At 68.8% G+C, this 22,051-nt stretch carries 18 protein-coding genes; 10 read left to right on the top strand and 8 right to left on the bottom strand.

Annotated features, from left to right (window positions below; translation table 11 throughout):
- Nucleotides 1-360: 360 nt before the first annotated feature.
- A complete protein-coding gene (locus ACFYPC_RS00885; RefSeq protein ID WP_388668562.1) occupies nt 361-783 on the bottom strand; it encodes a secondary thiamine-phosphate synthase enzyme YjbQ in 423 nt (140 codons plus the stop codon).
- A gap of 161 nt (nt 784-944) precedes the next feature.
- On the opposite strand from ACFYPC_RS00885, the gene ACFYPC_RS00880 reads away from it, so the two are divergent.
- A complete protein-coding gene (locus ACFYPC_RS00880) occupies nt 945-2,042 on the top strand; it encodes an NAD(P)-binding domain-containing protein (protein ID WP_388668560.1) in 1,098 nt (365 codons plus the stop codon).
- A gap of 31 nt (nt 2,043-2,073) precedes the next feature.
- Here ACFYPC_RS00880 and mltG read toward each other — a convergent pair whose 3' ends face one another.
- Together mltG and ACFYPC_RS00870 are read right to left on the bottom strand one after the other, a co-directional pair.
- Complete coding sequence (gene mltG, locus ACFYPC_RS00875; RefSeq protein ID WP_388668557.1) at nt 2,074-2,922, bottom strand: endolytic transglycosylase MltG; 849 nt, start codon at nt 2,920-2,922, stop codon at nt 2,074-2,076.
- A gap of 43 nt (nt 2,923-2,965) precedes the next feature.
- Nucleotides 2,966-4,834, bottom strand: coding sequence for an ABC transporter ATP-binding protein (locus ACFYPC_RS00870; protein WP_388668554.1), 1,869 nt, complete (start codon nt 4,832-4,834; stop codon nt 2,966-2,968).
- 184 nt (nt 4,835-5,018) lie between these two features.
- On the opposite strand from ACFYPC_RS00870, the gene ACFYPC_RS00865 reads away from it, so the two are divergent.
- On the top strand, nt 5,019-5,474 hold the full coding sequence (locus ACFYPC_RS00865; protein ID WP_388668551.1) for a MarR family winged helix-turn-helix transcriptional regulator: 456 nt from the start codon (nt 5,019-5,021) through the stop codon (nt 5,472-5,474).
- Between the two features lie 156 nt (nt 5,475-5,630).
- Here ACFYPC_RS00865 and ACFYPC_RS00860 read toward each other — a convergent pair whose 3' ends face one another.
- A complete protein-coding gene (locus ACFYPC_RS00860; protein ID WP_388668548.1) occupies nt 5,631-7,058 on the bottom strand; it encodes a cation:dicarboxylate symporter family transporter in 1,428 nt (475 codons plus the stop codon).
- A 150-nt stretch (nt 7,059-7,208) separates the two neighbouring features.
- Complete coding sequence (locus tag ACFYPC_RS00855) at nt 7,209-8,825, bottom strand: peptide-N4-asparagine amidase (protein ID WP_388668545.1); 1,617 nt, start codon at nt 8,823-8,825, stop codon at nt 7,209-7,211.
- A 293-nt stretch (nt 8,826-9,118) separates the two neighbouring features.
- On the opposite strand from ACFYPC_RS00855, the gene ACFYPC_RS00850 reads away from it, so the two are divergent.
- The 6 genes from ACFYPC_RS00850 to ACFYPC_RS00825 all read left to right on the top strand — a co-directional run bounded on the left by ACFYPC_RS00850 (nt 9,119) and on the right by ACFYPC_RS00825 (nt 15,680).
- On the top strand, nt 9,119-10,963 hold the full coding sequence (locus ACFYPC_RS00850; RefSeq protein WP_388668542.1) for an ABC transporter transmembrane domain-containing protein: 1,845 nt from the start codon (nt 9,119-9,121) through the stop codon (nt 10,961-10,963).
- Entirely contained in the window at nt 10,960-12,741 is a 1,782-nt protein-coding gene (locus ACFYPC_RS00845) for an ABC transporter ATP-binding protein (protein ID WP_388668539.1), read from the top strand. The genes ACFYPC_RS00850 and ACFYPC_RS00845 overlap by 4 nt, the downstream gene beginning before the upstream one ends.
- A 235-nt stretch (nt 12,742-12,976) precedes the next feature.
- Nucleotides 12,977-13,447: a DUF5709 domain-containing protein gene (locus ACFYPC_RS00840; RefSeq protein WP_388668536.1), complete on the top strand. Its 471-nt coding sequence runs from the start codon at nt 12,977-12,979 to the stop codon at nt 13,445-13,447.
- A 36-nt stretch (nt 13,448-13,483) separates the two neighbouring features.
- On the top strand, nt 13,484-13,750 hold the full coding sequence (locus tag ACFYPC_RS00835) for a type B 50S ribosomal protein L31 (protein ID WP_388668533.1): 267 nt from the start codon (nt 13,484-13,486) through the stop codon (nt 13,748-13,750).
- 368 nt (nt 13,751-14,118) lie between these two features.
- Nucleotides 14,119-14,898 carry a tyrosine-type recombinase/integrase gene (locus ACFYPC_RS00830; protein ID WP_388668530.1) on the top strand — a complete coding sequence of 260 codons (780 nt, stop codon included), beginning with the start codon at nt 14,119-14,121 and terminating at the stop codon, nt 14,896-14,898.
- A 179-nt stretch (nt 14,899-15,077) separates the two neighbouring features.
- Nucleotides 15,078-15,680, top strand: a complete 603-nt coding sequence (locus tag ACFYPC_RS00825) for a hypothetical protein (RefSeq protein WP_388668527.1) — start codon at nt 15,078-15,080, stop codon at nt 15,678-15,680.
- Nucleotides 15,681-16,012: 332 nt separating this feature from the next.
- On the opposite strand, the gene ACFYPC_RS00820 is transcribed toward ACFYPC_RS00825, so the two are convergent.
- Nucleotides 16,013-16,807 carry a metal-dependent hydrolase gene (locus tag ACFYPC_RS00820; protein ID WP_388668524.1) on the bottom strand — a complete coding sequence of 265 codons (795 nt, stop codon included), beginning with the start codon at nt 16,805-16,807 and terminating at the stop codon, nt 16,013-16,015.
- 145 nt (nt 16,808-16,952) lie between these two features.
- Between ACFYPC_RS00820 and ACFYPC_RS00815 the strand changes: the two genes are divergently transcribed.
- Both ACFYPC_RS00815 and ACFYPC_RS00810 read left to right on the top strand, forming a co-directional pair.
- On the top strand, nt 16,953-19,466 hold the full coding sequence (locus ACFYPC_RS00815; protein ID WP_388668521.1) for a DEAD/DEAH box helicase: 2,514 nt from the start codon (nt 16,953-16,955) through the stop codon (nt 19,464-19,466).
- 19 nt (nt 19,467-19,485) lie between these two features.
- Nucleotides 19,486-20,352, top strand: coding sequence for an acyl-CoA thioesterase (locus tag ACFYPC_RS00810; RefSeq protein ID WP_388668519.1), 867 nt, complete (start codon nt 19,486-19,488; stop codon nt 20,350-20,352).
- A 17-nt stretch (nt 20,353-20,369) separates the two neighbouring features.
- Here ACFYPC_RS00810 and ACFYPC_RS00805 read toward each other — a convergent pair whose 3' ends face one another.
- The gene (locus tag ACFYPC_RS00805; RefSeq protein ID WP_388668516.1) at nt 20,370-21,431 is read right to left on the bottom strand and encodes a DUF6397 family protein; all 1,062 of its coding nucleotides are present in this window, start codon (nt 21,429-21,431) and stop codon (nt 20,370-20,372) included.
- Nucleotides 21,432-21,612: 181 nt separating this feature from the next.
- The gene (locus tag ACFYPC_RS00800; RefSeq protein WP_388668513.1) at nt 21,613-22,041 is read right to left on the bottom strand and encodes a roadblock/LC7 domain-containing protein; all 429 of its coding nucleotides are present in this window, start codon (nt 22,039-22,041) and stop codon (nt 21,613-21,615) included.
- Between the last annotated feature and the right edge of the window lie 10 nt (nt 22,042-22,051).

Below are 22,051 nucleotides of genomic sequence, written 5' to 3'. Positions count from 1 at the left end.
ATGTCTCCTCAACAGGGTGGGGTCCTGGGGATCCTGAGGTGCTGCCTGGCAATCCTGAGTGAGCGCCGTAGACTTCCTGAGGCTTCTTGAGAGCGCTCTCTCAGGGGTGATTGGTATGTACCTTCGCCAATGCGCCCGTGTCAATGAAAATGACATCCGCGCGGGGAACGGCGCGGACTGTGACAATCGCGCGGCGCCCGGACCACCACCGCGGGCACCGCCTTCCGGAGCGGCGTCTTCCGAAGCAGCGTCTTCCGGAGCGCCGCCTTTCCGAAGCAGCGTCTTCCGAAGCACCGCCTTTCGGACAGCGTCTTCCGAAGCAGCGCCAAAGGCGCCGGGATGAGGCTGCCGCTCCCCTCCTCAGCCAAGGAATGACAGCCGAACCAGCCTGTCCGGATTGTCGCGATTGATATCCACCAGACACACCGACTGCCAAGTCCCCAGCTCCAGCCTCCCGCCCAGCACGGGAAGCGTCGCGTGGGGCGGGACGAGGGCGGGGAGTACGTGGTCGCGGCCATGACCGGGGCTGCCGTGACGGTGTTGCCAGCGGTCGTCCGCGGGAAGCAGGGAGTGCAGGGCGGTGAGGAGGTCGTCGTCGCTGCCGGCGCCGGTTTCGATGATCGCGATGCCGGCGGTCGCGTGGGGCACGAAGACGTTCAGGAGGCCGTCGCGGCCGGCCGCCGCCTCCCTGAGGAAGGCCTCGCAGTCGCGGGTGAGGTCGACGACCGTCTCCGAGGAACCAGTGGCAACGTTCAGGACTCGGGTGGTGAAGGCATCGGACATGCCGCAATCCTCGCTCATACGTGGCTTCTCGCACCTGCTGCGACAGGGAACACCACGGCCGCCACCGCCCCGCGAAGTATCCGGCAGGATTCGCGACACCTCGGCCCGCCGGGAAGATTCCGGACCCCGGTCCGGTTAGTGGAAGCGTGAAAGACACCGGGGTGCAAGTACGCGAAGCCGACGCCGAGGCCGGCACGGACGTCGATGTCGTGGTGATCGGGGCCGGGCAGGCCGGTCTGTCCAGCGCCTATCACCTGGCTCGCACCGGTTTCGAGCCGGGGCGGGGCTTCGTGGTCCTCGACCACGCGCCGCGTCCCGGCGGCGCCTGGCAGTACCGCTGGCCCTCGCTGACGTACGGCAAGGTGCACGGGATGCACTCGCTGCCCGGCATGGAACTGACCGACGCGGACCCGACCCGACCGTCGGCCGAGGTCGTCGCGGAGTACTTCGACACGTACGAGCGCGCCTTCGACCTGCGGGTACGCCGCCCGGTCGACGTGCACGCGGTGCGCGAGGGCTCAAGGGACCGGCTGCTCGTGGAGACCTCGGCCGGAAACTGGTCGGCCCGCGCGCTGATCAATGCGACGGGTACCTGGGACCGGCCGTTCTGGCCTCGCTATCCCGGTCAGGAGACCTTCCGCGGGCGGCAGTTGCACACGGCGCAGTACCCGGGCCCCCGGGAGTTCGCCGGACTGCGGGTGGTCGTGGTGGGCGGCGGCGCGTCCGGCACGCAGCACCTGATGGAGATCTCCCCTTACGCGGCCGGGACCACATGGGTGACGCGCCGGCCGCCCGTCTTCCGCGAGGGGCCCTTCAACGAGGAGTTCGGCCGGGAGGCCGTGGGATTGGTCGAGGAGCGGGTCCGTCAGGGGCTGCCGCCGCAGAGCGTCGTCTCGGTGACCGGACTCCCGCTGAACGACGCGATCCGGCAGGCTCTGCACGACGGAGTCCTGGACCGGCAGCCGATGTTCGACCGCGTCACCGCGGACGGTGTCGCGTGGGACGACGGGCGTCACGTGAGCGCCGACGTCATCCTCTGGGCGACCGGCTTCCGGCCCGCCATCGACCATCTGGCACCCCTTCGGCTGCGCGAGCCGGGCGGCGGCATCCGTGTCGAGGGAACGCGCGCGGTCGCCGATCCGCGAATCCATCTGGTCGGGTACGGGCCCTCGGCGAGCACCATCGGCGCCAACCGGGCGGGGCGTGCCGCGGTCCGGGAAATCAGGCGACTGCTGGCGGGAGCGCCGGTCGACGCCTGATGCTCCGTAGGACTGATGCCCGTACGACGGCTCAGTGGGTGGGGCCCGGGGAGGCGGAGGTGCTCTTCCGGTTCTGGTTGAACTCGGCGACGTTCTTCAGATGGTCCTCGTAGCTGACCGTGAAGCGGGTGTCGCCCGGCTTGACCGTGACGAAGTACAGCCAGTCACCCGGCGCCGGAGAGATCGCTGCGCGCATCGCCTCCTCGCCGGGGTTGGCGATCGGCGTCGGCGGCAGACCCATGCGTTGATACGAGTTGTAGGGGCTGGCGATCTTCGTGTCGTTCTGGCTCGTGTTCAAGGTGAAGCGGTTCAGGGCGTAGTTGATGGTGGAGTCCATCTGCAGCGGCATGCCCCTCTCCAGGCGGTTGAAGATCACCCGGGCCACCTTCCCCATGTCCTCCTTGGTCGCCGCCTCTGCCTGGACGATGCTCGCGATGGTGACCGCCTGGTAGACGTTCATCGCGTTGTGCTGCGCCCCGGCCGCGATCGGGGCCTTGTTGAACTTCTGGTTCGCGGTGCTGACCATGAAGGACAGCAGTGACTCAGGAGTCGACTTCTTGTCGATCGGATACGTCGCCGGGAAGAGGTACCCCTCCGGGTTGCCCTCCGCGTCGTTCGGCAGCTTCAGGTTGGCCTTCCCGAGCGACTTCTTTGCGGTGCCCGGCGGGATCCGGAGAACCTTGTCGACGGCGTCGTAGATCTGGCCCGAGCGCCAGCCCTCCGGGATCACGAGGGCCGCGGGCGGCGCTTCCTCGCCTCCCATACGCAGCAGCGGCACCGCCACGGCGGTGGCCGCCACGACAGCTCCGGTCGCGATGAGGGCGCCCCGGCCCCGGCGCGTCAGTCGAATCGTCTTCCGTGGCGGAATGTTCATCTGCATGCGGGCACGGTAACCCGCTAATGCATATAAACCCGACATATCGTCATCCTGTCGGCTCCAGTTGGGCGTCCCGGTGGACGAGGGCGGCATAGCGCCCGTTCTGCTCCAACAGCTCCTCGTGCGTGCCCCGTTCGACCGCGTGACCGGCATCGAGGACCACGATCTGGTCGGCCCCCCGAATGGTGGACAGCCGGTGCGCGATGGTGAGTGTGGTCCGGTTGGCCGACAGAGCGTCGATGGCCTCCTGCACGGCGTGCTCCGTACGGGTGTCCAGGGCGCTGGTCGCCTCGTCCAGGATGAGCACCGGCGGGTCGCGCAGGATGGTGCGGGCGATGGCGAGGCGTTGCTTCTCGCCGCCCGAGAAGCGGTGGCCGCGCTCGCCCACGACCGTGTCGTACCCGTCCGGAAGAGACGCGATGTGGTCGTGGATCTGGGCCGCCTGCGTCGCCGCCCGCAGTTCCTCGTCGGTGGCGTCCGGCTTGGCGAAGCGCAGGTTCTCGGCGACCGAGGCATGGAAGAGGTACGTCTCCTGGGAGACGACGCCCACCGCGCGCGCGAGCGTGTCGAAGTCCAGGTCGCGGACATCGACCCCGTCGAGCGTGACCCGCCCGCCCGTGACGTCGTACAGCCGCGGCACCAGATAGCTGAGCGTGGACTTGCCTGCTCCGGTCGGGCCGACGACGGCGAGGCTGCCGCCTGCGGGGACAGTGATGTCGATGCCGTCGAGGATCGGGCCGCTTCGGTCGTCGTAGCGGAACTCGACGTCCTCGAAGCGGATCTCGCCCTCGACCCGGTCGAGGTGGACGGGGTTCTCCGGCTCGGTGATGTCTATGGGGAGGTCGAGGTACTCGAAGATGCGCTGGAAGAGCGCGAGCGAGGTCTGGATCTGCACGCCGGTCGACAGCAGGCTGACCGTCGGGCGGAACAGGCCCTGCTGGAGCGAGACGAAGGCGACGAGTGTGCCGATCGACACGGTCGGGCCGCCGAGCTGGAAGGCGATGCCGGCGGTCCAGTAGATGACGGCGGGCATGGCGGCCATCACGATGGTGATGACGGCCATCCGCCAGCGGCCCGCCATGTTCGACCTCACTTCGAGGTCGACAAGGCGCTCGGATTCGTCCCCGAAGGACTTCGTGAGCGAGTCGGCACGGCCCATGGTGCGGCCGAGCAGGATGCCGCTGACGGAGAGCGACTCGGTGACAGTGGCGGCCATCGTGGCCATCTGCTTCTGGCGTTCCGTGGCGATCTTCTTACGCTCGCGGCCGACCCGGCGGCTGATCCAGACGAAGACCGGCAGCAGGAGCAGTGAGACGGCGGTGAGCCGCCAGTCCAGCGCGAGCATCGCCACGATCGTGGCGACGACGCTGGTGAGGTTGGAGACCAGCGAGGTGGCGGTGGAGGTGACGGTCGCCTGCATACCGCCGATGTCGTTGGCGATGCGGGACTGGACCTCGCCGGTGCGGGTCCGGGTGAAAAAGGCGAGCGACATGTGCTGGAGCCGGCCGTAGACGGCGGTGCGCAGGTCGTGCATGACACGCTGGCCGACGGTCGTCGAGATCAGGGTCTGCAGCACGCCGAAGATGCTGGTGACGACCGCGCTGAGGATCATGCCGAGCGCGAGCAGGCTCAGCAGGCCGGTGCGGCCCTGCGGGATCGCCACATCCAGGATTTCCTTCAGCAGGAAGGGCGTGGCGACGGAGACGAGGGACGCGGCACCGACCAGCAGGCCGACGATCCCGAGACGGCCCCGATAGGGCCGGAACAGCTTCAGAATGCGCCGTACCTGCCGCGGCTGTTCCTTGTCGAAGCGCGGCCGTTCGCCGTCGGCGCGCGGCCGTTCATGGTCAGTACGTGACGGGGTCCAGGTGGATCGGTCGGGACGGTCAGGTCGGTCAGGTCGGTCGGGACGCATGGGCTCCTACGGGAGGTGAGACGGGCAGGGCGTGCGGTAATCAGCGATCACGGCTCGCGGAGACGAGTGATCACCGCTTGCGGTCGTTGACGATGGGGGCTCACGGTGGGCTGGAGACGACTGACGGAGCTTAGCTCACTGTTACCTATACTCACAATGAACTAGGTCCTGATATTGTTCCCACATGACCACCCCCGATGTCGACGGCTTGCTCGCTGAGCAGCTGCTGCGGCTGACGCGCCGAGTGCACCGCATCCAGAAGCACCATCTGGAGCATCGCGAGCTGGGCATCACACCGGCCCAGTCCCGCCTGCTGCGCACGCTCGCGCACTACGGCTCACCGCCCCGCATGGCCGATCTGGCCGAGCGCCTGGAAGTGGTGCCCCGCGCCGTGACCACTCTGGTCGACGGCCTGGAGACGAGCGGCAAGGTGCGCCGGGTACCCGATCCCACCAACCGCCGGGTGATCCGCATCGAGGTCACGGACGATGGCCGCAAGGCGCTGGGCGAGCTGCGCGCCGCTCGCCGGTCGGCCGCGGACGAGATCCTCGCTCCCCTCACGGACGAGCAGCGCGAGGTGCTCGGCGGGCTGTTGAACACACTGGTGGACGGGGCGCCCGGGCGGCAGCACGACTGCTGACCGGACGACAGCACGGCTGCTGAAGTGCACGGCTGTGCTGAGCTCCGCCACTTCGCACGGGCCGGATCAGGCCCCGAGATACGACGCAACGGGCTGCGGCGCAGACTCCGTACCGCTGGAGTCTGCGCCGCAGCCCGTTGCCTGGGACTGCTTCGGTCAACCGACCTCGGGTGCGGGCTCCATGGCCTTCTCAGCGGGCACGTCGACCTCGCCCGCTTGCGCGGGAACGCCGGCCTTGACCAACTGAGGCTCCCGCACCGGCGCCTCGGGCTCCGCTTCGTCTTCCGCCACGAACACGATCTCCCCGTCCAGCACCTTCTTCGCCCGGTCCACGTCCAGCGCGCCCTCCCAGCGGGACACGGCGAAGACCGCGACGCAGTTGCCCAGCAGGTTCGTCACGACGCGCATCGAGTCCATGATGCGGTCGACACCCAGAAGCAGGGCGACGGCGCCGGCCGGGATGGCTCCCAGGGAGGACGCGGTCGCGGACAGCGCGAGGAATGCCGAACCGGGAATGCCCGCCATGCCCTTGCTGGTCAGCATGAGCACGAGGATCACGGTGATCTGCTGGCCCAGACTGAGGTCCACACCCACGGCCTGCGCGATGAACAGCGTGCCGATGGACAGGTAGAGCGAGGCACCATCGAGGTTGAAGGAGTAGCCCGTCGGCAGCACCAGACCCACGGCGTCGTCACGGGCGCCGGCCCGGCGCAGCTTCTGCATCACCCGCGGCATGACCGACTCGGTGGAGGCGGTGCCGAGCGCGAGGAGGATCTCCTCACGGATGTAGCGGACGAACTTCCACAGGCTGAGCCCGGTGACCAACTTGAGCGCGACGCTGAGCAGCGCGACGAAGAGCGCGGCGGCGGCGTAGCACAGGATGATCAGCTTGGCGTACGTCTCGATCACGCCGAGCCCGTACTGGCCGATGAGGACGGCCATCGCACCGAACACCGCGATCGGGGCGAGCCGCATGATGAAGCCGACGACCGCGAAGATGATCTCCTGGGCCTGCTCGATGGCGGGCAGGACCTGCGGCACCCTGGTGTGACCCAGGTGCAGCAGCGCGGCGCCCACCAGGCAGGCCAGGATGAGCACTTGAAGGAGCTCGTTCTCGGCGAAGGCTCCGATGAAACTGGTGGGCAGCGCGTTGAGGACGAACTCCGTCGTCGAGGGCAGTGAACCGCCACCGGTCTTCGCGTCGACCGCCGAGGTGTCAAGTGTGGACGGGTCGACGTTCATGCCCGAGCCGGGCTGGACGACATTGGCGGCCACGAGACCGATGAAGAGGGCGGCCGTGCTCGCGACCTCGAACCAGATCAGGGCCTTGAGCCCGATCCGGCCGAACGCCTTGAGGTCGCCGGCCTTCGCGATACCGACGACGACCACGCAGAACACCAGGGGCGAGATGATCGTCTTGATGAGCCGGGTGAAACCGTCGCCGAGCGGCTGAAGGTCAGCGGCCGTGCCCGGCCACAACTTCCCGACGATGATTCCGAGCACGAGCGCGCAGGCGACCTGCGCGAACAGTGAGGTACGCAGTATGTGTGCGACGCGTCGCGGGGACGGTACAGACGGCGGCACGGGCACTCCTCCGAGCAGACTTCTGGTATGCGGAAAACCGCTTCCGCGGTGATCACTATTGAGGAGTGATTAATTCCGCTGGAGACCTCCGTGTCACGTCCATGTAAATCATGGACGTGACACGCGACGCCTCCCCGTCCCCCTCCCGCCTCAGCAGCCGGTCCGGTCCACGGTCAGTACGCCCTGCACGGTGGCCACGCTGCGGTCATGGCAACCCGCCGAGCCGTACAGCCGGTAGTGCTCGCTGGTCGAACCAACCGCGTGGCGCTGGTCACGCGGCACGTTCGCTGTATACGTCGTATCGCCCGCGTAGGTGTCGTCGAGCCGTGACCACGCGGTGCGCCGCCCGCCACGCTTCTCATCGACCGCCGCCCGATCGCCGAGCGTCAGAACGGTGCGCAGCCGGTCGTCCGCGCCCAGCGTGGTCGTCCCGTCCATCGTGTACGTCCGCTGCGTGCGGGTCACGGTGGCCGGCCCCCGCCCGTCGACGGTGACCGTCTCGTCGTCGGTCCAGGTGGCCTTGAGACCGTCCGTGTTCTCACCGTCGGTCCAGCGGTGCACGGAGGTGTTCGCCAGCTTGCGGCTCACCGTGGTCTTCACCCGGCCGTGCGAGGTGTCGACGTACCCGGCGACCGTCAGCCGGTGGCTGCCCTCGGTATCCAGACGGTGTTCCGAACCGGGTGTGTACGTCGAGGAGTTGGCGAGGGTGCCTGCCTTGGCCTCCGTCAGCGCACCGCTCACGTGCTCCTTGTTCGCGTCCTGCCAGACGAGCACATTGACCGGGGCGCTCCATCCGGTCTGCCCCTCGGGGACACCGACGACGGAGACATCGATGCGGTGCGGGCGACCGTCGTTGAGGAGTCCCGCGAATGGCGTCAGGTCGTACTCGATGGGCTTGATGTCAAAAGCGCGCGGACCCGGAATCACGTACCAGAGGAAAGGGTTGGACCAGCCGCCCGTCCACACGGTCGGGAACGGCTCCGCGATACCGGCGAGTTGACCGTCGACCTTGATCTGCACCTCCCGGTAGGGGCCGTTGTCGGCCTCGCAGGAGTACGGCGCCGATGCGGGAACCGTCAGATACCAGTACTCCTCGCAGCCGCCGCCGGATCCGGTCGCGTACACCTCGGCGACGATGCGCTCGCTGTTGCGCGGTGTGGTGAGGGCGCCGTCCTGGAGAGTGAGGACGCGGTCGGGGGTCTCGGCCGTGGCCTGCTCGTCGGTGCCCTCGGCGGCGTAGAAGGTCAGCGTGACCTTGACGTCGATGATGCCGGTGTACGTGCTGTCGACGACGTTGCCGATGAGCATCTCGACGGGCTGCTGCGCGCGCAGGGTTTCGCTGTACCGCGTGACGTCCTTCTCGACCGACCACTCGATGCCGTCGGGCGAGGGCTGGGGAGTGGACGTACGGAAGATCTCGACGCCGCCGATGTGGAGGTAGCCGAGACGGTCGAACTGCCGTCCCTTGACGTTGCCCTCGAGCCGCAGCACGACCTTGCTCCAGCGGTCACCGCAGTCGCCGGGCGGCGCGTAGCTGCCCTCGTACGGCGTGAAGTCCTTGAACTGGGCCTGGGCCACGGTGACTTCACATGACCGCGTGTCGGGCTTGGTGACGGGTGGCGCTGCGGTCAGCGGGTCGTGCCAGTCGGTGCCGAACTCGGCGGGTGGGTCGGCGGATCGGGCGGCGGACGCCGGGCTCGCTCCCAAAAGGGTGCTCGCCAGGAGGGTCACTCCGGAGAGCATGGACATGATGATCCGTCTTCTCATGAGCGGTGTTCTACGGGGAGTTGGCGCCGGCCGCAACGGCCTCTCCCGTCACACTCTCCTCACTCGGGCCCTCAGGTCCGTCTTGTCGCCCCTCACCACGACCGCGTGACGCCGTTCCGGTGTACGGAAGAACGCCGCGGCCGATTCCTTGCCCTGGGGCGAAAAATCGTTTGCTTCCGACCACGCTGCGACGCGAACCTTTCACGGTTTGTTGCCGACAGTTGCCGAGCCCCGCAGTCGACCGACCGCGATTCCGCGACCCCCTCCCGCCTGACACGAGCCCCTGGGACGTCATGCAGATTCAAGACCTTCCGTACCCCGACCCCGGGGTGCCCGACGCGCGCTCGGGTCCCCGATTCCTCTGGTGGCTCGGCCGAAATCAGCTCGGCGGGCAGTTCAAGGCCCTCGCCTGGGGGCTGCTGCACTTCGTGTCGGTCTCCGCGCTGCCGTTCTGCGTGGGCCTCGCCGTCCAGGCAGTCGTCGACCGCTCCGGCTCGCGGCTGGCGCTGGCCGGCGGAGTGATGGTGCTGTGCGGGGCGGGCATCGCGCTGGGCGAGACCATGCTGCACCGCGCGGCGGTCACCAACTGGATCATGGCCGCGGCACGCGTCCAGCAGCTGCTCGCCCGCAAGACCGCCCAGCTCGGCTCCGCGCTGACCCGCCGGGTCGCGGCCGGCGAGGTCGCCTCGGTCTCCACGGGTGACGTCGAGAAGATCGGCTGGTTCGTGGAGGCGGTGTCCCGGTTCACGGCGGCGGCGCTCACCGTCGTGCTGGCCTGTATCGGTCTGGTCGTGTACCAGCCGGCGCTCGGCGTGATCGTCGCCGTGGGGGTGCCCGTCCTGGCACTCGCCGTACTGCCACTGCTGCCCCGTGCCACCCGGCGCGCCGACTTCCAGCGCGAGAAGGCCGGCCGCGCCACCGAGCTGGCCTCGGACACCGTCGCGGGCCTGCGGGTGCTGCGTGGCATCGGCGGCGAGGAACTGTTCCTCGACCGCTACCGCCGCGCCTCCCAGGAAGTCCGCCACGCGGCCGTACGCAGTGCCCGGATGTGGTCGCTGATCTCGGCGATCCAGGTGCTGCTACCCGGTCTGCTGCTGATCGCCGTCATCTGGCACGGCGTGGGTCTGGCCCGCGACGGCCGGATCACGGTCGGCGAACTCGTCACCGTCTACAGCGCGGTCATGCTGCTCAGCTACCTGCTGCGGCACTTCGAGGAGATCGCCATGGCGTACTCCTTCTCACGCCCGTCCGCCAAGCGAGCGGCCCGGGTGCTGTCTCTCGAACGCGCCATGGACAGCGACGGGTCACGATCGGCAGAGGTGCCCGTCGGGGATCTGTACGACCCGGCGACCGGGCTGCTCGCGCCCGCCGGGCAGCTCACCGCGGTGGTGTGCGGCGACCCGGACATGGCGGGACTGCTCGCCGGGCGGCTGGGCGGACATCCCGGAGTCGAGGGCACTTCGGCGCTCCTCGGCGGAGTCCCGCTGGACGAACTGCCTCTCGACTCGGCCCGCACCGCCGTCCTCGTCCAGGACAAGGACCCGGTGCTGCTGTCCGGCTCGCTGCGCGAGCTGCTCGACGTGCCCTCGTCGGGCACGGTGAGCGCAGCCGAGGCGCTGGCAGCCGCGCAGTGCGGCGACGTGCTGGACGCGCTCGGCGAGGGGTCGCTGGACGCGGAGGACCCGATGGACGCCCACGTCACCGAACGTGGCCGCTCACTGTCGGGCGGCCAACGCCAGCGTCTCGCGCTGGCCAGGTCGCTGGTCACCGATCCCGAGGTGCTCGTCCTGGACGAGCCGACCTCCGCCGTCGACTCGCACACCGAGGCACGGATCGCCGACGGTGTGAGCGCCCTGCGCACCGGCCGCACCACCGTGGTCTTCACTTCCTCGCCGCTGCTCCTGGACCACGCCGACCGTGTCGTACTGGTCCACGAGGGCGAGGTCGCGGCGGTCGGCGTACACCGCGAGCTGCTCCACAGCGAGCCGAGGTACCGGGCCGTGGTGACCCGGGAGACCGACGAAGAGACCTCCGCGGGCGGCGCACTGGCAGACGTGCTCAAAGCGGAAGCCGCGCTGGAAGAGATCGACGCAGACGTGATCGAAGACGTATTCGAAGAAATCGAGGAGACCGCATGATCGGCCTGGCGCCACCGGCATACGATCCGGCGGCTCCGACGACGGCGAACACGCTGCCCGTCGGCGCCCCCGCGACCGTGCGCGCCTACGTGGCCGAACTGTTCCAACGGCACCGACGGGCCTTCCTGCTGCTCATCACCGTCAACACCGTGGCCGTCGTGGCCTCGATGGCCGGCCCCTACCTGCTGGGCTCGCTCGTCGAAGGGGTCTCGGACCACGCGCGTGAACTCCATCTGGAACGCACGATCGCGCTGTTCGTCCTCGCCCTCGTCATACAGACCCTGTTCGTACGTCAGGTGCGGCTGCGCGGCGCCATGCTCGGCGAGCGAATGCTGGCCGACCTGCGCGAGGACTTCCTCGTACGGTCGGTCGGACTGCCGCCCGGCGTGCTGGAACGTGCCGGAACGGGCGATCTGCTGTCCCGCATCACCACGGACATCGACCGGCTCGCCAACGCGATGCGCGAGGCCGTGCCCCAGCTGGCCATCGGCGTCGTATGGGCTGCGTTGCTGCTCGGCGGACTGGCGGTGACGGCGCCGCCGCTCGCCCCCGCCGTGCTGATCGCCGTACCGCTCCTGGTGGTCGGATGCCGCTGGTACTTCAAGCGCGCGCCCTCCGCCTACCGCTCGGAGGCCGCAGGCTACGCCGCCGTTGCCGGCGTCCTGGCCGAAACCGTGGACGCCGGGCGCACCATCGAGGCTCACCGGCTGGGCAAGCGCCGCATCGACCTGTCCGACCGCCGGGTCAAGGAGTGGACCTCCTGGGAGCGCTACACGCTCTTCCTGCGCTCGGTGCTCTTCCCCGTCGTCAGCGTCACCCACGTCACGGTCATCTGCTCGGTCCTGATGGTCGGCGGAGCGTTCGTCCTGCAGGACTGGATCAGCGTGGGCCAGCTGACGACAGGCGCGCTCATCGCGCAGATGCTCGTCGACCCGGTGGGACTGATCCTGCGCTGGTACGACGAGTTGCAGGTCGCCCAGGTCTCGCTGGCCCGTCTGGTCGGTGTCCGGGACATCGAGCCCGCCGCAGGAGACCCAGGGGTCGCTCCGGACGGGCGTGACGTGCGCGCGGACCAGGTGCACTTCAGCTACCGCGCCGGCGTGGACGTCCTGCGGGACGTCTCTTTGGCGGTCGCGCCCGGTACCCGGCTCGCCCTGGTCGGCCCCTCCGGCGCGGGCAAGTCCACCCTGGGCCGCCTGCTCGCCGGGATCTACGCACCCCGGAACGGGCGGATCACCCTGGGCGGCGCGGAGCTGTCGCGGATGCCCGCCGAGGATGTGCGCTCCCACGTGGCCCTGGTCAACCAGGAGCACCACGTCTTCGTGGGCTCCCTGCGCGACAACCTGCTGCTCGCCCGGACGGGTGCCGTCGACGCCGAGCTGTGGGCAGCACTCGGCGCGGTCGACGCGGACGGCTGGGCTCGGGCACTGGACGACGGCCTGGACACCGAGGTCGGCTCGGGCGGGCTGGCGCTGACTCCGGCCCAGGCCCAGCAGATCGCGCTGGCCCGGCTGGTGCTCGCCGATCCGCACACGCTGGTCCTGGACGAGGCGACCTCGCTCCTGGACCCGCGCGCGGCCCGTCACCTGGAACGCTCCCTGGCCCGCGTCCTCGACGGCCGCACCGTGGTCGCCATCGCCCACCGGCTGCACACCGCTCACGACGCGGACATCATCGCCGTCGTCGAGAACGGCCGCATCAGCGAGCTCGGCGGCCACGACCAGTTGGTCGCCGCCGACGGTGCGTACGCGGCACTGTGGCGGTCCTGGCACGGGTGAGTGAGCGGGCCGGGCCCGGGCCATGTGCGCCCCTGGACACCCATGGGCGCACATGGTCGGACCGTGTGGCGTTGCGCGGTGCCGAAGGGGGGTGGAAGGCTGGACGTGGACACCGGCCCGGGGAATCCCCGGAAACCACCCGGATCGCACCGGTCGACGCCTGTGTCCAGCGGCCCGCGCGCCCGCCGTCGAGCGCGGCGCTACCGGGCCCGGCCCGCACCACCTGGAGGTAGCCGTGGACAGCTCCGACGGATGGGGAGACGACGTCTACCAGCCCGACGGGTCCGAGGTGCAGGACGACGCGGGGCTGCTCGACGCCGAGGACACCCTCGACGCCGACGGAGTCGGTGACCCCCTCGACCGGGGCTGGTCACCGCCGGAGCGGCCGTGGGCCGTGGAGCACTCCGGGGTGACCGCCGCGGAACGCCACCAGGGCGAGACCCTGGACCAGCGTCTCGCGGAGGAAGTCCCCGACATCGCCGAACCCGACGGAGACGGCATCGGCGACTGCCAGAGCTCCGACGGCGAACCTCTCGACAACGAGGTGGGCACCCTGCGCTCCGGCCGTCTCGTGGCTCCCGACGAAGGAGCGCACGAGGACGAGGAGAGCGGGCTCATCGCCACGGACATAGGCATCGACGGCGCCGCGGCCTCCGCCGAGGAGGCCGCGATGCACATCGTCGACGAGGACTCGCCGTACGGCTGACCGGGCCCCACCACTCCCCCGCAAGGAGCATCCACCATGCAGCAGGACAAGCAGCCCGACTACCACCCCGTCGTCTTCCGCGACCGCGCCGCCGGCTACGCCTTCCTCACCCGCTCCACCGCGACGAGCGACAGGACCATCGATTGGGACGACGGCGAGACCTACCCCGTCGTGGACGTCGAGATCTCCTCGGAGAGCCATCCGTTCTACACGGGCAAGGCGCGGACAGTGGACACGGAGGGACGGATCGCTCAGTTCGAGCGGCGGTACGGGGGTGCCGGGCAGCAGGCCGACGGGGCGTGACGGGCTGCCGCGGTCGCTCGTCCCGCAGCCGCTGATGACGGCCTGCTGCTCGCCGGCTTCGTGGTCACTCACCGCGTCGAGCAGCGTCGCACCGGGCCGCTCACACTCCAGGGCGAAGTAGCTCCAGTCGGCTGGTACGCACCCGGTGGGCGGGATCTCCCGCAGGCAAGCACAGCGCGCGTAGCAGAGACCGCATGCGCGGAAACCTCACGGCCCTATGGGCTCTGGACCTCCCGGGCGGGCGGTCAAAGGGCCGCGTCATCCCCTCGCATGCATGCTTCCGGCATGGTCGCCGCGTGTGAAGTGGACGGATCTCCAACCGAGCACGCAGGCTCCCTCCGCGTGGGACGATGGGCGGGGAGGTGCGGATGCTGGACTGGGAACCTCGGGACATGCTCCAGGAGTGGCTGAATACGAACACCTATCCGGCCCGTGTTTGCGAGAACTACCGGCGTTCCGCCGCGCGTTGGCTTGCTCATTGCGCCGAGGAGGGCCTCGGGTGGGACAGAGTCGCCGCTCAGCACATCGCGCTGTGGGCGCACGTGCCCGGAGCACCCCATAGATCAACTGCGCAACGGATCTCCGCAGTTCGTTCCTTCTACGCCTACGCCGAGTGCCAGAACGCGCTCCCGTACAACCCGGCGGCGCGCGGTCCCCGGCTGACCAGTGCCGCACAGCTCACCCCGTCCCGCTTGGACCCCTGGCAGTCCGCGGTCCTGCTCGCCGCCCTCGACGAGCGGCGACGGACCGACTCACCACAGCCTCGCCTGGACCGTGTCTGCGGCTATCTGCAGGTCGGCCTGGGCCTTCGGTCTGCCGAGATCGTGCGCATCACCCTCGACGACCTCACGACCGTCCGTGACATCGGTGGCGGCCCCGACACCCTGCGGCTGTACGACTCCGGCGGCCATCAGCGTCTCGTACGGCTCCCAGCGGTGGTCCGCAGCGTGGTCAACGCCTACCTTCCGCACCGACGCCCTCCCCGCGACCCCGTACACGGCGGCCCACTCCTCACCAGCCGGGCGGGGATCAAGATCCCGCACCACCAGCCGATCGAACTGCTACGCAGTGTGGCCGCGGAGAGCGGGCTGCTGCATGTGCCCGCATCCGCGGCCCACCCGCGGACGGCAGGAATCGGTCGCCACTGACGGAGCGCGTCAGTCGCGTAGCAGCACGCCAGTTTCCATCTGTGCCCACAGCGGCGGCTCCGTGTGATGAGGCACATACACAACGACGCCGCGGCTTCTGCCTGACCCACTGTCCGATCCGCCCAGACGCGCGCCGATACCAGCCCACAGCCCACATCGTCCTGACAAGGAGTCGCCATATGACCGACCACACGCCCGAGAGACCCGGGACCGCGGCCCAGGCCCCGGTCCTGGCAACTGCCACGCAGCCGTCGTTCCCCACGGCACCGCCCACCGTTCCTGCGGCCGCCACGGCCGGCCCCCAGCGTCACCCTCGCAAGCTGGCCCTCATAGCCGCCGTCACCGTCGCGGTCCTGCTCGTCGGCGGAGGGATCACCTGGCGGGCCCTGGCTGACGGTGACGACCCGATGAGCCACGTCGAGGTCACGGGCGGCAAGATCACGGAGAGCGAGAACAGCCTTCTCGAAGACGGTGAGGTATGCGACGACGCCGACGAGTTCACCTACAACGACTGCGACGCCAGCGTCGCCTACGAGTTCATATACAAGATCACTAACGAGGGCGACGAACCTGCCAACTACGCCGTGATCGTCAACGGCTTCGACGAGGACGGCGAGTTCGTCGGCCAGTCGTTCGTCAGCGCGACCCACCTCGGTCCCGGCAAGATCGACGCCGACACCGGAGAGTTCGGCGACTACGCCGAGCTCGCAGGCGACCACAGTGTGTCCGACATCGCATCCGTCAAGGTCGCCCACGTAGAGCGGGTCTCTCTGGCCAACTGACCCACCGGTGAGCCGATGCGTCCCGGCGGCGTACGCCACGACATCACCGCCGGGATACGCGGATTCAGCCTCAGGCCCCCGACACGGAGTCCACGAACCATGACCATCCTTCACGGCAGGTAGCGGGGCCTCGGCCCCTTCAACCCGCTCGTGAGCGTCTCCGTCAGGGACCGGGCGTGGGCCCGCGTACTGGACATACGTGGGTCCGCGCCCGGTGCGGCGAGTGGGGGCACCTCCCACACCCTTAAGGCGGTGGGGGAGCGTGCATGGCGTCGCAAGGCGGACGGGAATTGTCAGACGGGCTCTGGGGCTGCTCCCCCGACGGCTGCGGCTCAGAACACATTGAGCGCCGCCGCACACCCCACCCCGCCCAGCAGTATGAACACCGGCATCAGCACCTTGAGCTCCACCCAGCTGCCGGCCCGGAAGCGCAGCATCTTGGGCGGGCCGATCGGGTACCAGCGCTTGCGGCCGACCGGGATCGGCCACAGGATCGGGCAGCCCGAGACCGTCAGCGCGTCCCCGATGTCGTGGACCAGAGCGCCCAGGACGACCGGCAGCCCGAGCCACAGGTACTCCTGGCCCGGGGCCGTGAACAGCCAGTCCGAGCCGTTGCCCGGCTTGTCCAGGGTTCCCGCGAGGATCCAGGCACTGGTCGCGGCCAGCAACCAGACCAGGACGTCGGCGCTGGAACCGCGGGTCGCCCGCCAGAGCAGCCCCTCGATGGCGAGCACCAGGTGCACGAACAGGATGCCCAGGACCGCCCAGCGGCCTCCCGTGATCGCGGCGACCGAAGAGCCCACGCCCAGCAGCACCGCCCACAGCCAGGTGTGCGTCAGCGTTCGATGACCGCCGGAGCGGCGCGGGTCGCCCGGCTTGCGTGTCCCCTTGTAGACGGCGTACGAGAGCTTGTCGACGACCTCGCACAGCCACTTGGACACAGGCCCGAAGGCACGCGAGATGGTGGCCGCCTTGTGGTCCAGGTCGGGGGCTAGCGCCGCCCCCGCGCAGATCAGCGCGCCGACCAGAAGGACCGGCCAGGGCATGGCATGACCGGCGGCTGCCGCCGCCGCTCCGACGCCGAGCCAGGCCGCAGCTCCCGACAGTGAGTGTGCTGGTCCCATCATGGCCGTTCCCCGCCCCATTCCTCTTGTGCCGCTGTCCAGTTGCCCGCATGCGCTGACACTTCGTCGGCGGCACAGCGTAACGTTCGCGATCTTCGGACCGGCATCCGATTCCCGCATCGAGTGGGTTCACAGGCAAGATGGGGGCGTGACCCTTATCGATCAGCTGCCGCAGACCGCAGATCCCGACGCCCTTTACGAAGCCTTCGAGTCGTGGGTCGAAGAACGCGGTCTCACCCTCTATCCCCACCAGGAGGAGGCGCTGATCGAGGTGGTTTCGGGTGCGAACGTGATCGTCTCGACACCCACCGGCTCGGGCAAGAGCATGATCGCCGCGGGCGCGCACTTCGCGGCGCTCGCGCGCGACGAGGTCACCTTCTACACGGCACCGATCAAGGCGCTCGTCTCGGAGAAGTTCTTCGAGCTGTGCAAGATGTTCGGCACAGAGAACGTCGGCATGCTGACCGGGGACGCCTCCGTGAACGCCGACGCGCCCATCATCTGCTGTACCGCCGAGGTACTGGCTTCGATCGCGCTGCGCGACGGCAAGCACGCCGACGTCGGCCAGGTCGTGATGGACGAGTTCCACTTCTACGCCGAGGGCGACCGCGGCTGGGCCTGGCAGATCCCGATCCTGGAACTGCCCCAGGCGCAGTTCATCCTGATGTCGGCGACGCTCGGCGACGTCTCGATGTTCGAGAAGGACCTCACCCGGCGCACCGGCCGTCCCACGTCGGTGGTCCGCTCGGCGACCCGGCCCGTGCCGCTGTCCTACGAATACGTGCTGACCCCGCTGACGGAGACCCTCACCGAGCTGCTGGCGACCAAGCAGGCTCCCGTCTACATCGTGCACTTCACGCAGGCCCAGGCGGTGGAACGGGCGCAGGCGCTGATGAGCATCAACATGTGCACCCGTGAGGAGAAGGACCGGATCGCCGACCTGATCGGCAACTTCCGCTTCACCACCAAGTTCGGCCAGAACCTCTCCCGCTACGTGCGCCACGGGATCGGCGTGCACCACGCCGGCATGCTGCCCAAGTACCGACGTCTCGTGGAGAAACTGGCCCAGGCCGGCCTTCTGAAGGTCATCTGCGGTACGGACACTCTCGGCGTCGGCGTCAACGTCCCTATTCGCACCGTGCTGTTCACGGCTCTGACGAAGTACGACGGCACCCGGGTCCGGACCCTCCGCGCCCGCGAGTTCCACCAGATCGCCGGCCGTGCCGGCCGGGCGGGCTTCGACACCGCGGGCTTCGTCGTCGCCCAGGCGCCCGAGCATGTGATCGAGAACGAGAAGTCGCTCGCCAAGGCCGGCGACGATCCGAAGAAGCGCCGCAAGGTGGTGCGCAAGAAGGCTCCCGAGGGCTTCGTCGGCTGGACGGACAACACCTTCGAGAAACTCATCACCTCCGAGCCCGAGCCGCTGACCTCCCGCTTCCGTGTCACGCACACCATGCTCCTTTCGGTGATCGCCAGGCCCGGGAACGCTTTCGAGGCGATGCGGCATCTGCTGGAGGACAACCACGAGCCCCGCAAGCAGCAACTGCGCCACATCCGGCGGGCGATCGCCATCTACCGCTCGCTTCTCGACGGCGGCGTCGTCGAGAAGCTCGACAAGCCGGATGCCGAGGGCCGCATCGTGCGCCTCACCGTCGATCTCCAGCATGACTTCGCGCTCAACCAGCCGCTGTCGACCTTCGCGCTCGCCGCATTCGAACTCCTGGAGCCCGAATCCCCCTCGTACGCCCTGGACATGGTGTCTGTCGTCGAGTCCACGCTGGACGATCCGCGGCAGATCCTCGCAGCCCAGCAGAACAAGGCGCGCGGCGAAGCCGTGGGGGCGATGAAGGCGGACGGCGTCGAGTACGAGGAGCGCATGGAACGGCTCCAGGAGGTGTCGTACCCCAAGCCCCTGGAAGAGCTGCTCTTCCACGCCTACAACATCTACCGCAAGAGCCACCCGTGGGTCGGTGACCATCCGCTGTCGCCCAAGTCCGTCATCCGTGACATGTACGAACGGGCCATGACTTTCACGGAGTTCGTCTCCCACTACGAACTCGCCCGTACCGAAGGCATCGTCCTGCGCTACCTCGCCAGTGCCTACAAGGCCCTTGAGCACACCGTCCCGGACGACCTCAAGTCCGATGACCTGGAGGACCTGATCGCCTGGCTGGGTGAGATGGTGCGTCAGGTCGACTCCAGCCTCCTCGACGAGTGGGAACAGCTCGCCAACCCCGAGGTGATGACGGCAGAGGAGGCCCAGGAAAAGGCCGACCAGGTCAAGCCGGTCTCCGCGAACGCCCGCGCCTTCCGCGTCCTCGTCCGCAACGCCATGTTCAGGCGCGTCGAACTCGCCGCCCTCGACCATGTGAACGAGCTCGGCGAGCTGGATGCCAACTCCGGCTGGGACGCCGATGCCTGGGGCGAGGCAATGGACAAGTACTGGGACGAGTACGAGGACCTCGGCACCGGCCCCGACGCCCGTGGACCCAAACTGCTGTCGATCGTGGAAGAGCCGCAGAACGCCCTGTGGCGCGTCCGTCAGACCTTCGCCGACCCGAATGGCGATCATGACTGGGGCATCAGCGCGGAGGTCGATCTCGCGGCCTCCGATGCCGAGGGCCGAGCGGTCGTCCGGGTCACCGACGTCGGCCAGTTGTGAGCACAGGAGATCTCCACACATGACGAATCCAGCCGAGCGCCTTGTCGACCTGCTCGACCTTGAGCAGATCGAAGTCAACATCTTCCGTGGCCGCAGCCCGCAGGAGTCACTGCAGCGGGTGTTCGGCGGCCAGGTGGCCGGCCAGGCCTTGGTCGCCGCCGGGCGCACCACGGAAGGCAACCGGCCGGTGCACTCCCTGCACGCGTACTTCCTGCGGCCGGGAATCCCGGGCGTGCCGATCGTGTACCAGGTCGAACGGGTCCGGGACGGGCGGTCGTTCACCACCCGTCGCGTCACCGGCGTGCAGCAGGGCCGCACGATTTTCAATCTGACCGCCTCCTTTCACAAGCCTGAGGAAGGGAGCTTCGAGCATCAGCTGCCGCCGGCCCGCGAAGTCCCTGATCCGGACTCGCTGCCGACGTTGGCCCAGGAGATCAAGGAGCATCTGGGCACTCTCCCCGAAGCGTTGGAGCGCATGGCGCGGCGCCAGCCTTTCGACATCCGCTATGTGGACCGGCTCCGCTGGACGCCCGAGGAGATCAAGGACGCCGAGCCGCGCAGCGCGGTATGGATGCGCGCCGTCGGGCCGCTGGGCGACGACCCGCTCGTGCACACCTGCGCGCTCACGTACGCGAGCGACATGACCCTCTTGGACGCCGTCCGCATTCCGGTGGAACCGCTGTGGGGTCCGCGAGGATTCGACATGGCGTCGCTGGACCACGCCATGTGGTTCCATCGGCCGTTCCGCGCGGACGAGTGGTTTCTCTACGATCAGGAGTCCCCGATCGCGACGGGTGGGCGCGGGCTGGCCCGCGGACGCATCTACGACCTGCAGGGCCGCCTGCTCGTCTCGGTTGTCCAGGAAGGGCTTTTCAGGGCTCTGTAGGGATTTGCCCAGGGCGGTCAGAGGTTCTTGCGGCGCAGCCGGCCGAGCAGCTTCCACGATCGCCCAGGCTCTTCGGATTTTTCGGCTGCTTCGGGTTTCTCGGGCTCTTCGGGCTTGGGCCGGTCCGGCAGGAGGAGCGGCACTGGCTGAGAAGACATCGGCTGTGCGGCCGGGGACGGTGAAGAAGCCGGCTGTGCGCCTGTCAGCTGTGAAGCCTTTGGTACAGGGCGCGGCGCGGGGCGGAGGTCTCGGGCCTCGGCGAGCAGCTGCGCCAGGTCGGCCCGGAGCCAGCTGATCTCGTCGGGATCGCCCGCCGTCATGATTCGCGAGGCGGTCTGTGCGGCGGGAGAGTCGGGTGTGCCGTGCGAGGCTCGTTCGGGCCGGAGCCGATTCACATATGCGCGCTCGTACGGATCCCTGACGATCTCGGCCACGTCGACCGGGTTCAGCAGGGACCCCACGATCGCGGCCCGCTCCCAGGGGTCCTCGCTCTGCCGCAACAGGAATCCCATGTGTCGCCCCCGCCAGTTACGGGGACGGAGGTCCAGCCCTTCGTCCAGCTGGTCCCGGAGTCCTTCGGGCGTACGGCCGCTCAGCAGCCTGGCATTGTTCTTGTCGGCCGCGAACTGCCGCAGCTCTTCTGCCAGATACAGCCACACGACCGCACGGTAACGGTTGAGGTAGAAGGCCACCGGAACCGCCAGACCCAGCCGAGCCAGCCGCGTGAACCTGGCGGTCGTCACCTCCATGAGGGCGGCGGCCTCGGTCGTACCCACGGTTTTGACGCGGTTCCGCAGGGACTCGGGATAGCCGTCCGCGGAGCGCACCCGGTCGATCTCGGTGCGGGAGACTCGGCGTCCGCCTCCCCCTTCGTCGGGAACAGTCCGGACGCAACCGAGGTGCACGGCGAGATCGAACTCCCTGCGCCTGAGATCGAGTTCCCGCGCGGCACGGCTGAGCGCGAGGGCCCGTGGGCGTGTCCCTGTGCCTGCGGGAACCGAGGCGGGTGTGGCGGGCACGGAGATGCGGGCCGCGGACGTGGCGGTTGGTGTGACGGCCGTGATGGTGTTGCCGGACATGGCGGTTCTCCCCCGTCTTACGAGTTGCTCGCGCTGGCGTGCGCTTGCTTCGGGAAAAACCGTAGCCGGTTCGGCCGATCTCACGTCCGGCCTGTGGATAACTCTGACCGCGACGACGTATGTGCAGGTCAGAGGCCTTAAACAAGTGCATGCTTCGGGGATCTCCGACCGGGGGCACGTTTCAGAGGTCTTCGACGGGGGCGCGGTCTTCGGCAGGTGCGTTCTCCGGATGTCGCTCGTCCACGCCGAGGTGTTCGCCCACACGGTTCACAAGCAGGGTCATCTCGTACGCGACCTGGCCGATGTCGGCCTCCGCCGCAGCGAGGACACACAGACAACTACCGGCGCCCGCCGCAGTGACGAAGAGCACCGCGGAGTCGAACTCGATCATCGTCTGGCGCACCCGGCCCGCGCCGAAGTGGAGGCTGGAGCCCTTGGCGAGGCTGTGCAGACCTGACGAGACGGCTGCGAGATGCTCGGCGTCCTCACGACGCAGGCCCGTACTCGCGCCCCTCACCAGCCCGTCGTTGGAGAGCACCAACACGTGCCGTACGTGTGCGACGCGCTCTGTGAGATCGTCCAGCAACCAGCCGAGTCCCGTCCGCGCCATGAATCGGTCC

The sequence above is a fragment of the Streptomyces sp. NPDC005808 genome (assembly GCF_042871385.1).
Lineage (GTDB): Bacteria > Actinomycetota > Actinomycetes > Streptomycetales > Streptomycetaceae > Streptomyces.
The sequence above is the reverse complement of the archived record's forward strand: the minus strand, read 5'-3'. Positions and strand labels throughout refer to the sequence as shown.

Excerpts from the sequence above, each read along its gene's own strand:
- ACFYPC_RS00805 (WP_388668516.1), bottom strand. The coding sequence starts at position 21,431 with ATGTCCGGCAACACCATCACGGCCGTCACACCAACCGCCACGTCCGCG.
- ACFYPC_RS00870 (WP_388668554.1), bottom strand. The coding sequence starts at position 4,834 with ATGCGTCCCGACCGACCTGACCGACCTGACCGTCCCGACCGATCCACC.
- ACFYPC_RS00800 (WP_388668513.1), bottom strand. The coding sequence starts at position 22,041 with ATGGCGCGGACGGGACTCGGCTGGTTGCTGGACGATCTCACAGAGCGC.
- ACFYPC_RS00855 (WP_388668545.1), bottom strand. The coding sequence starts at position 8,825 with ATGAGAAGACGGATCATCATGTCCATGCTCTCCGGAGTGACCCTCCTG.
- ACFYPC_RS00825 (WP_388668527.1), top strand. The coding sequence starts at position 15,078 with ATGACCGACCACACGCCCGAGAGACCCGGGACCGCGGCCCAGGCCCCG.
- ACFYPC_RS00850 (WP_388668542.1), top strand. The coding sequence starts at position 9,119 with ATGCAGATTCAAGACCTTCCGTACCCCGACCCCGGGGTGCCCGACGCG.
- ACFYPC_RS00835 (WP_388668533.1), top strand. The coding sequence starts at position 13,484 with ATGCAGCAGGACAAGCAGCCCGACTACCACCCCGTCGTCTTCCGCGAC.
- ACFYPC_RS00820 (WP_388668524.1), bottom strand. The coding sequence starts at position 16,807 with ATGATGGGACCAGCACACTCACTGTCGGGAGCTGCGGCCTGGCTCGGC.
- ACFYPC_RS00845 (WP_388668539.1), top strand. The coding sequence starts at position 10,960 with ATGATCGGCCTGGCGCCACCGGCATACGATCCGGCGGCTCCGACGACG.
- ACFYPC_RS00810 (WP_388668519.1), top strand. The coding sequence starts at position 19,486 with ATGACGAATCCAGCCGAGCGCCTTGTCGACCTGCTCGACCTTGAGCAG.
- mltG (WP_388668557.1), bottom strand. The coding sequence starts at position 2,922 with ATGCAGATGAACATTCCGCCACGGAAGACGATTCGACTGACGCGCCGG.
- ACFYPC_RS00865 (WP_388668551.1), top strand. The coding sequence starts at position 5,019 with ATGACCACCCCCGATGTCGACGGCTTGCTCGCTGAGCAGCTGCTGCGG.
- ACFYPC_RS00830 (WP_388668530.1), top strand. The coding sequence starts at position 14,119 with ATGCTGGACTGGGAACCTCGGGACATGCTCCAGGAGTGGCTGAATACG.
- ACFYPC_RS00885 (WP_388668562.1), bottom strand. The coding sequence starts at position 783 with ATGTCCGATGCCTTCACCACCCGAGTCCTGAACGTTGCCACTGGTTCC.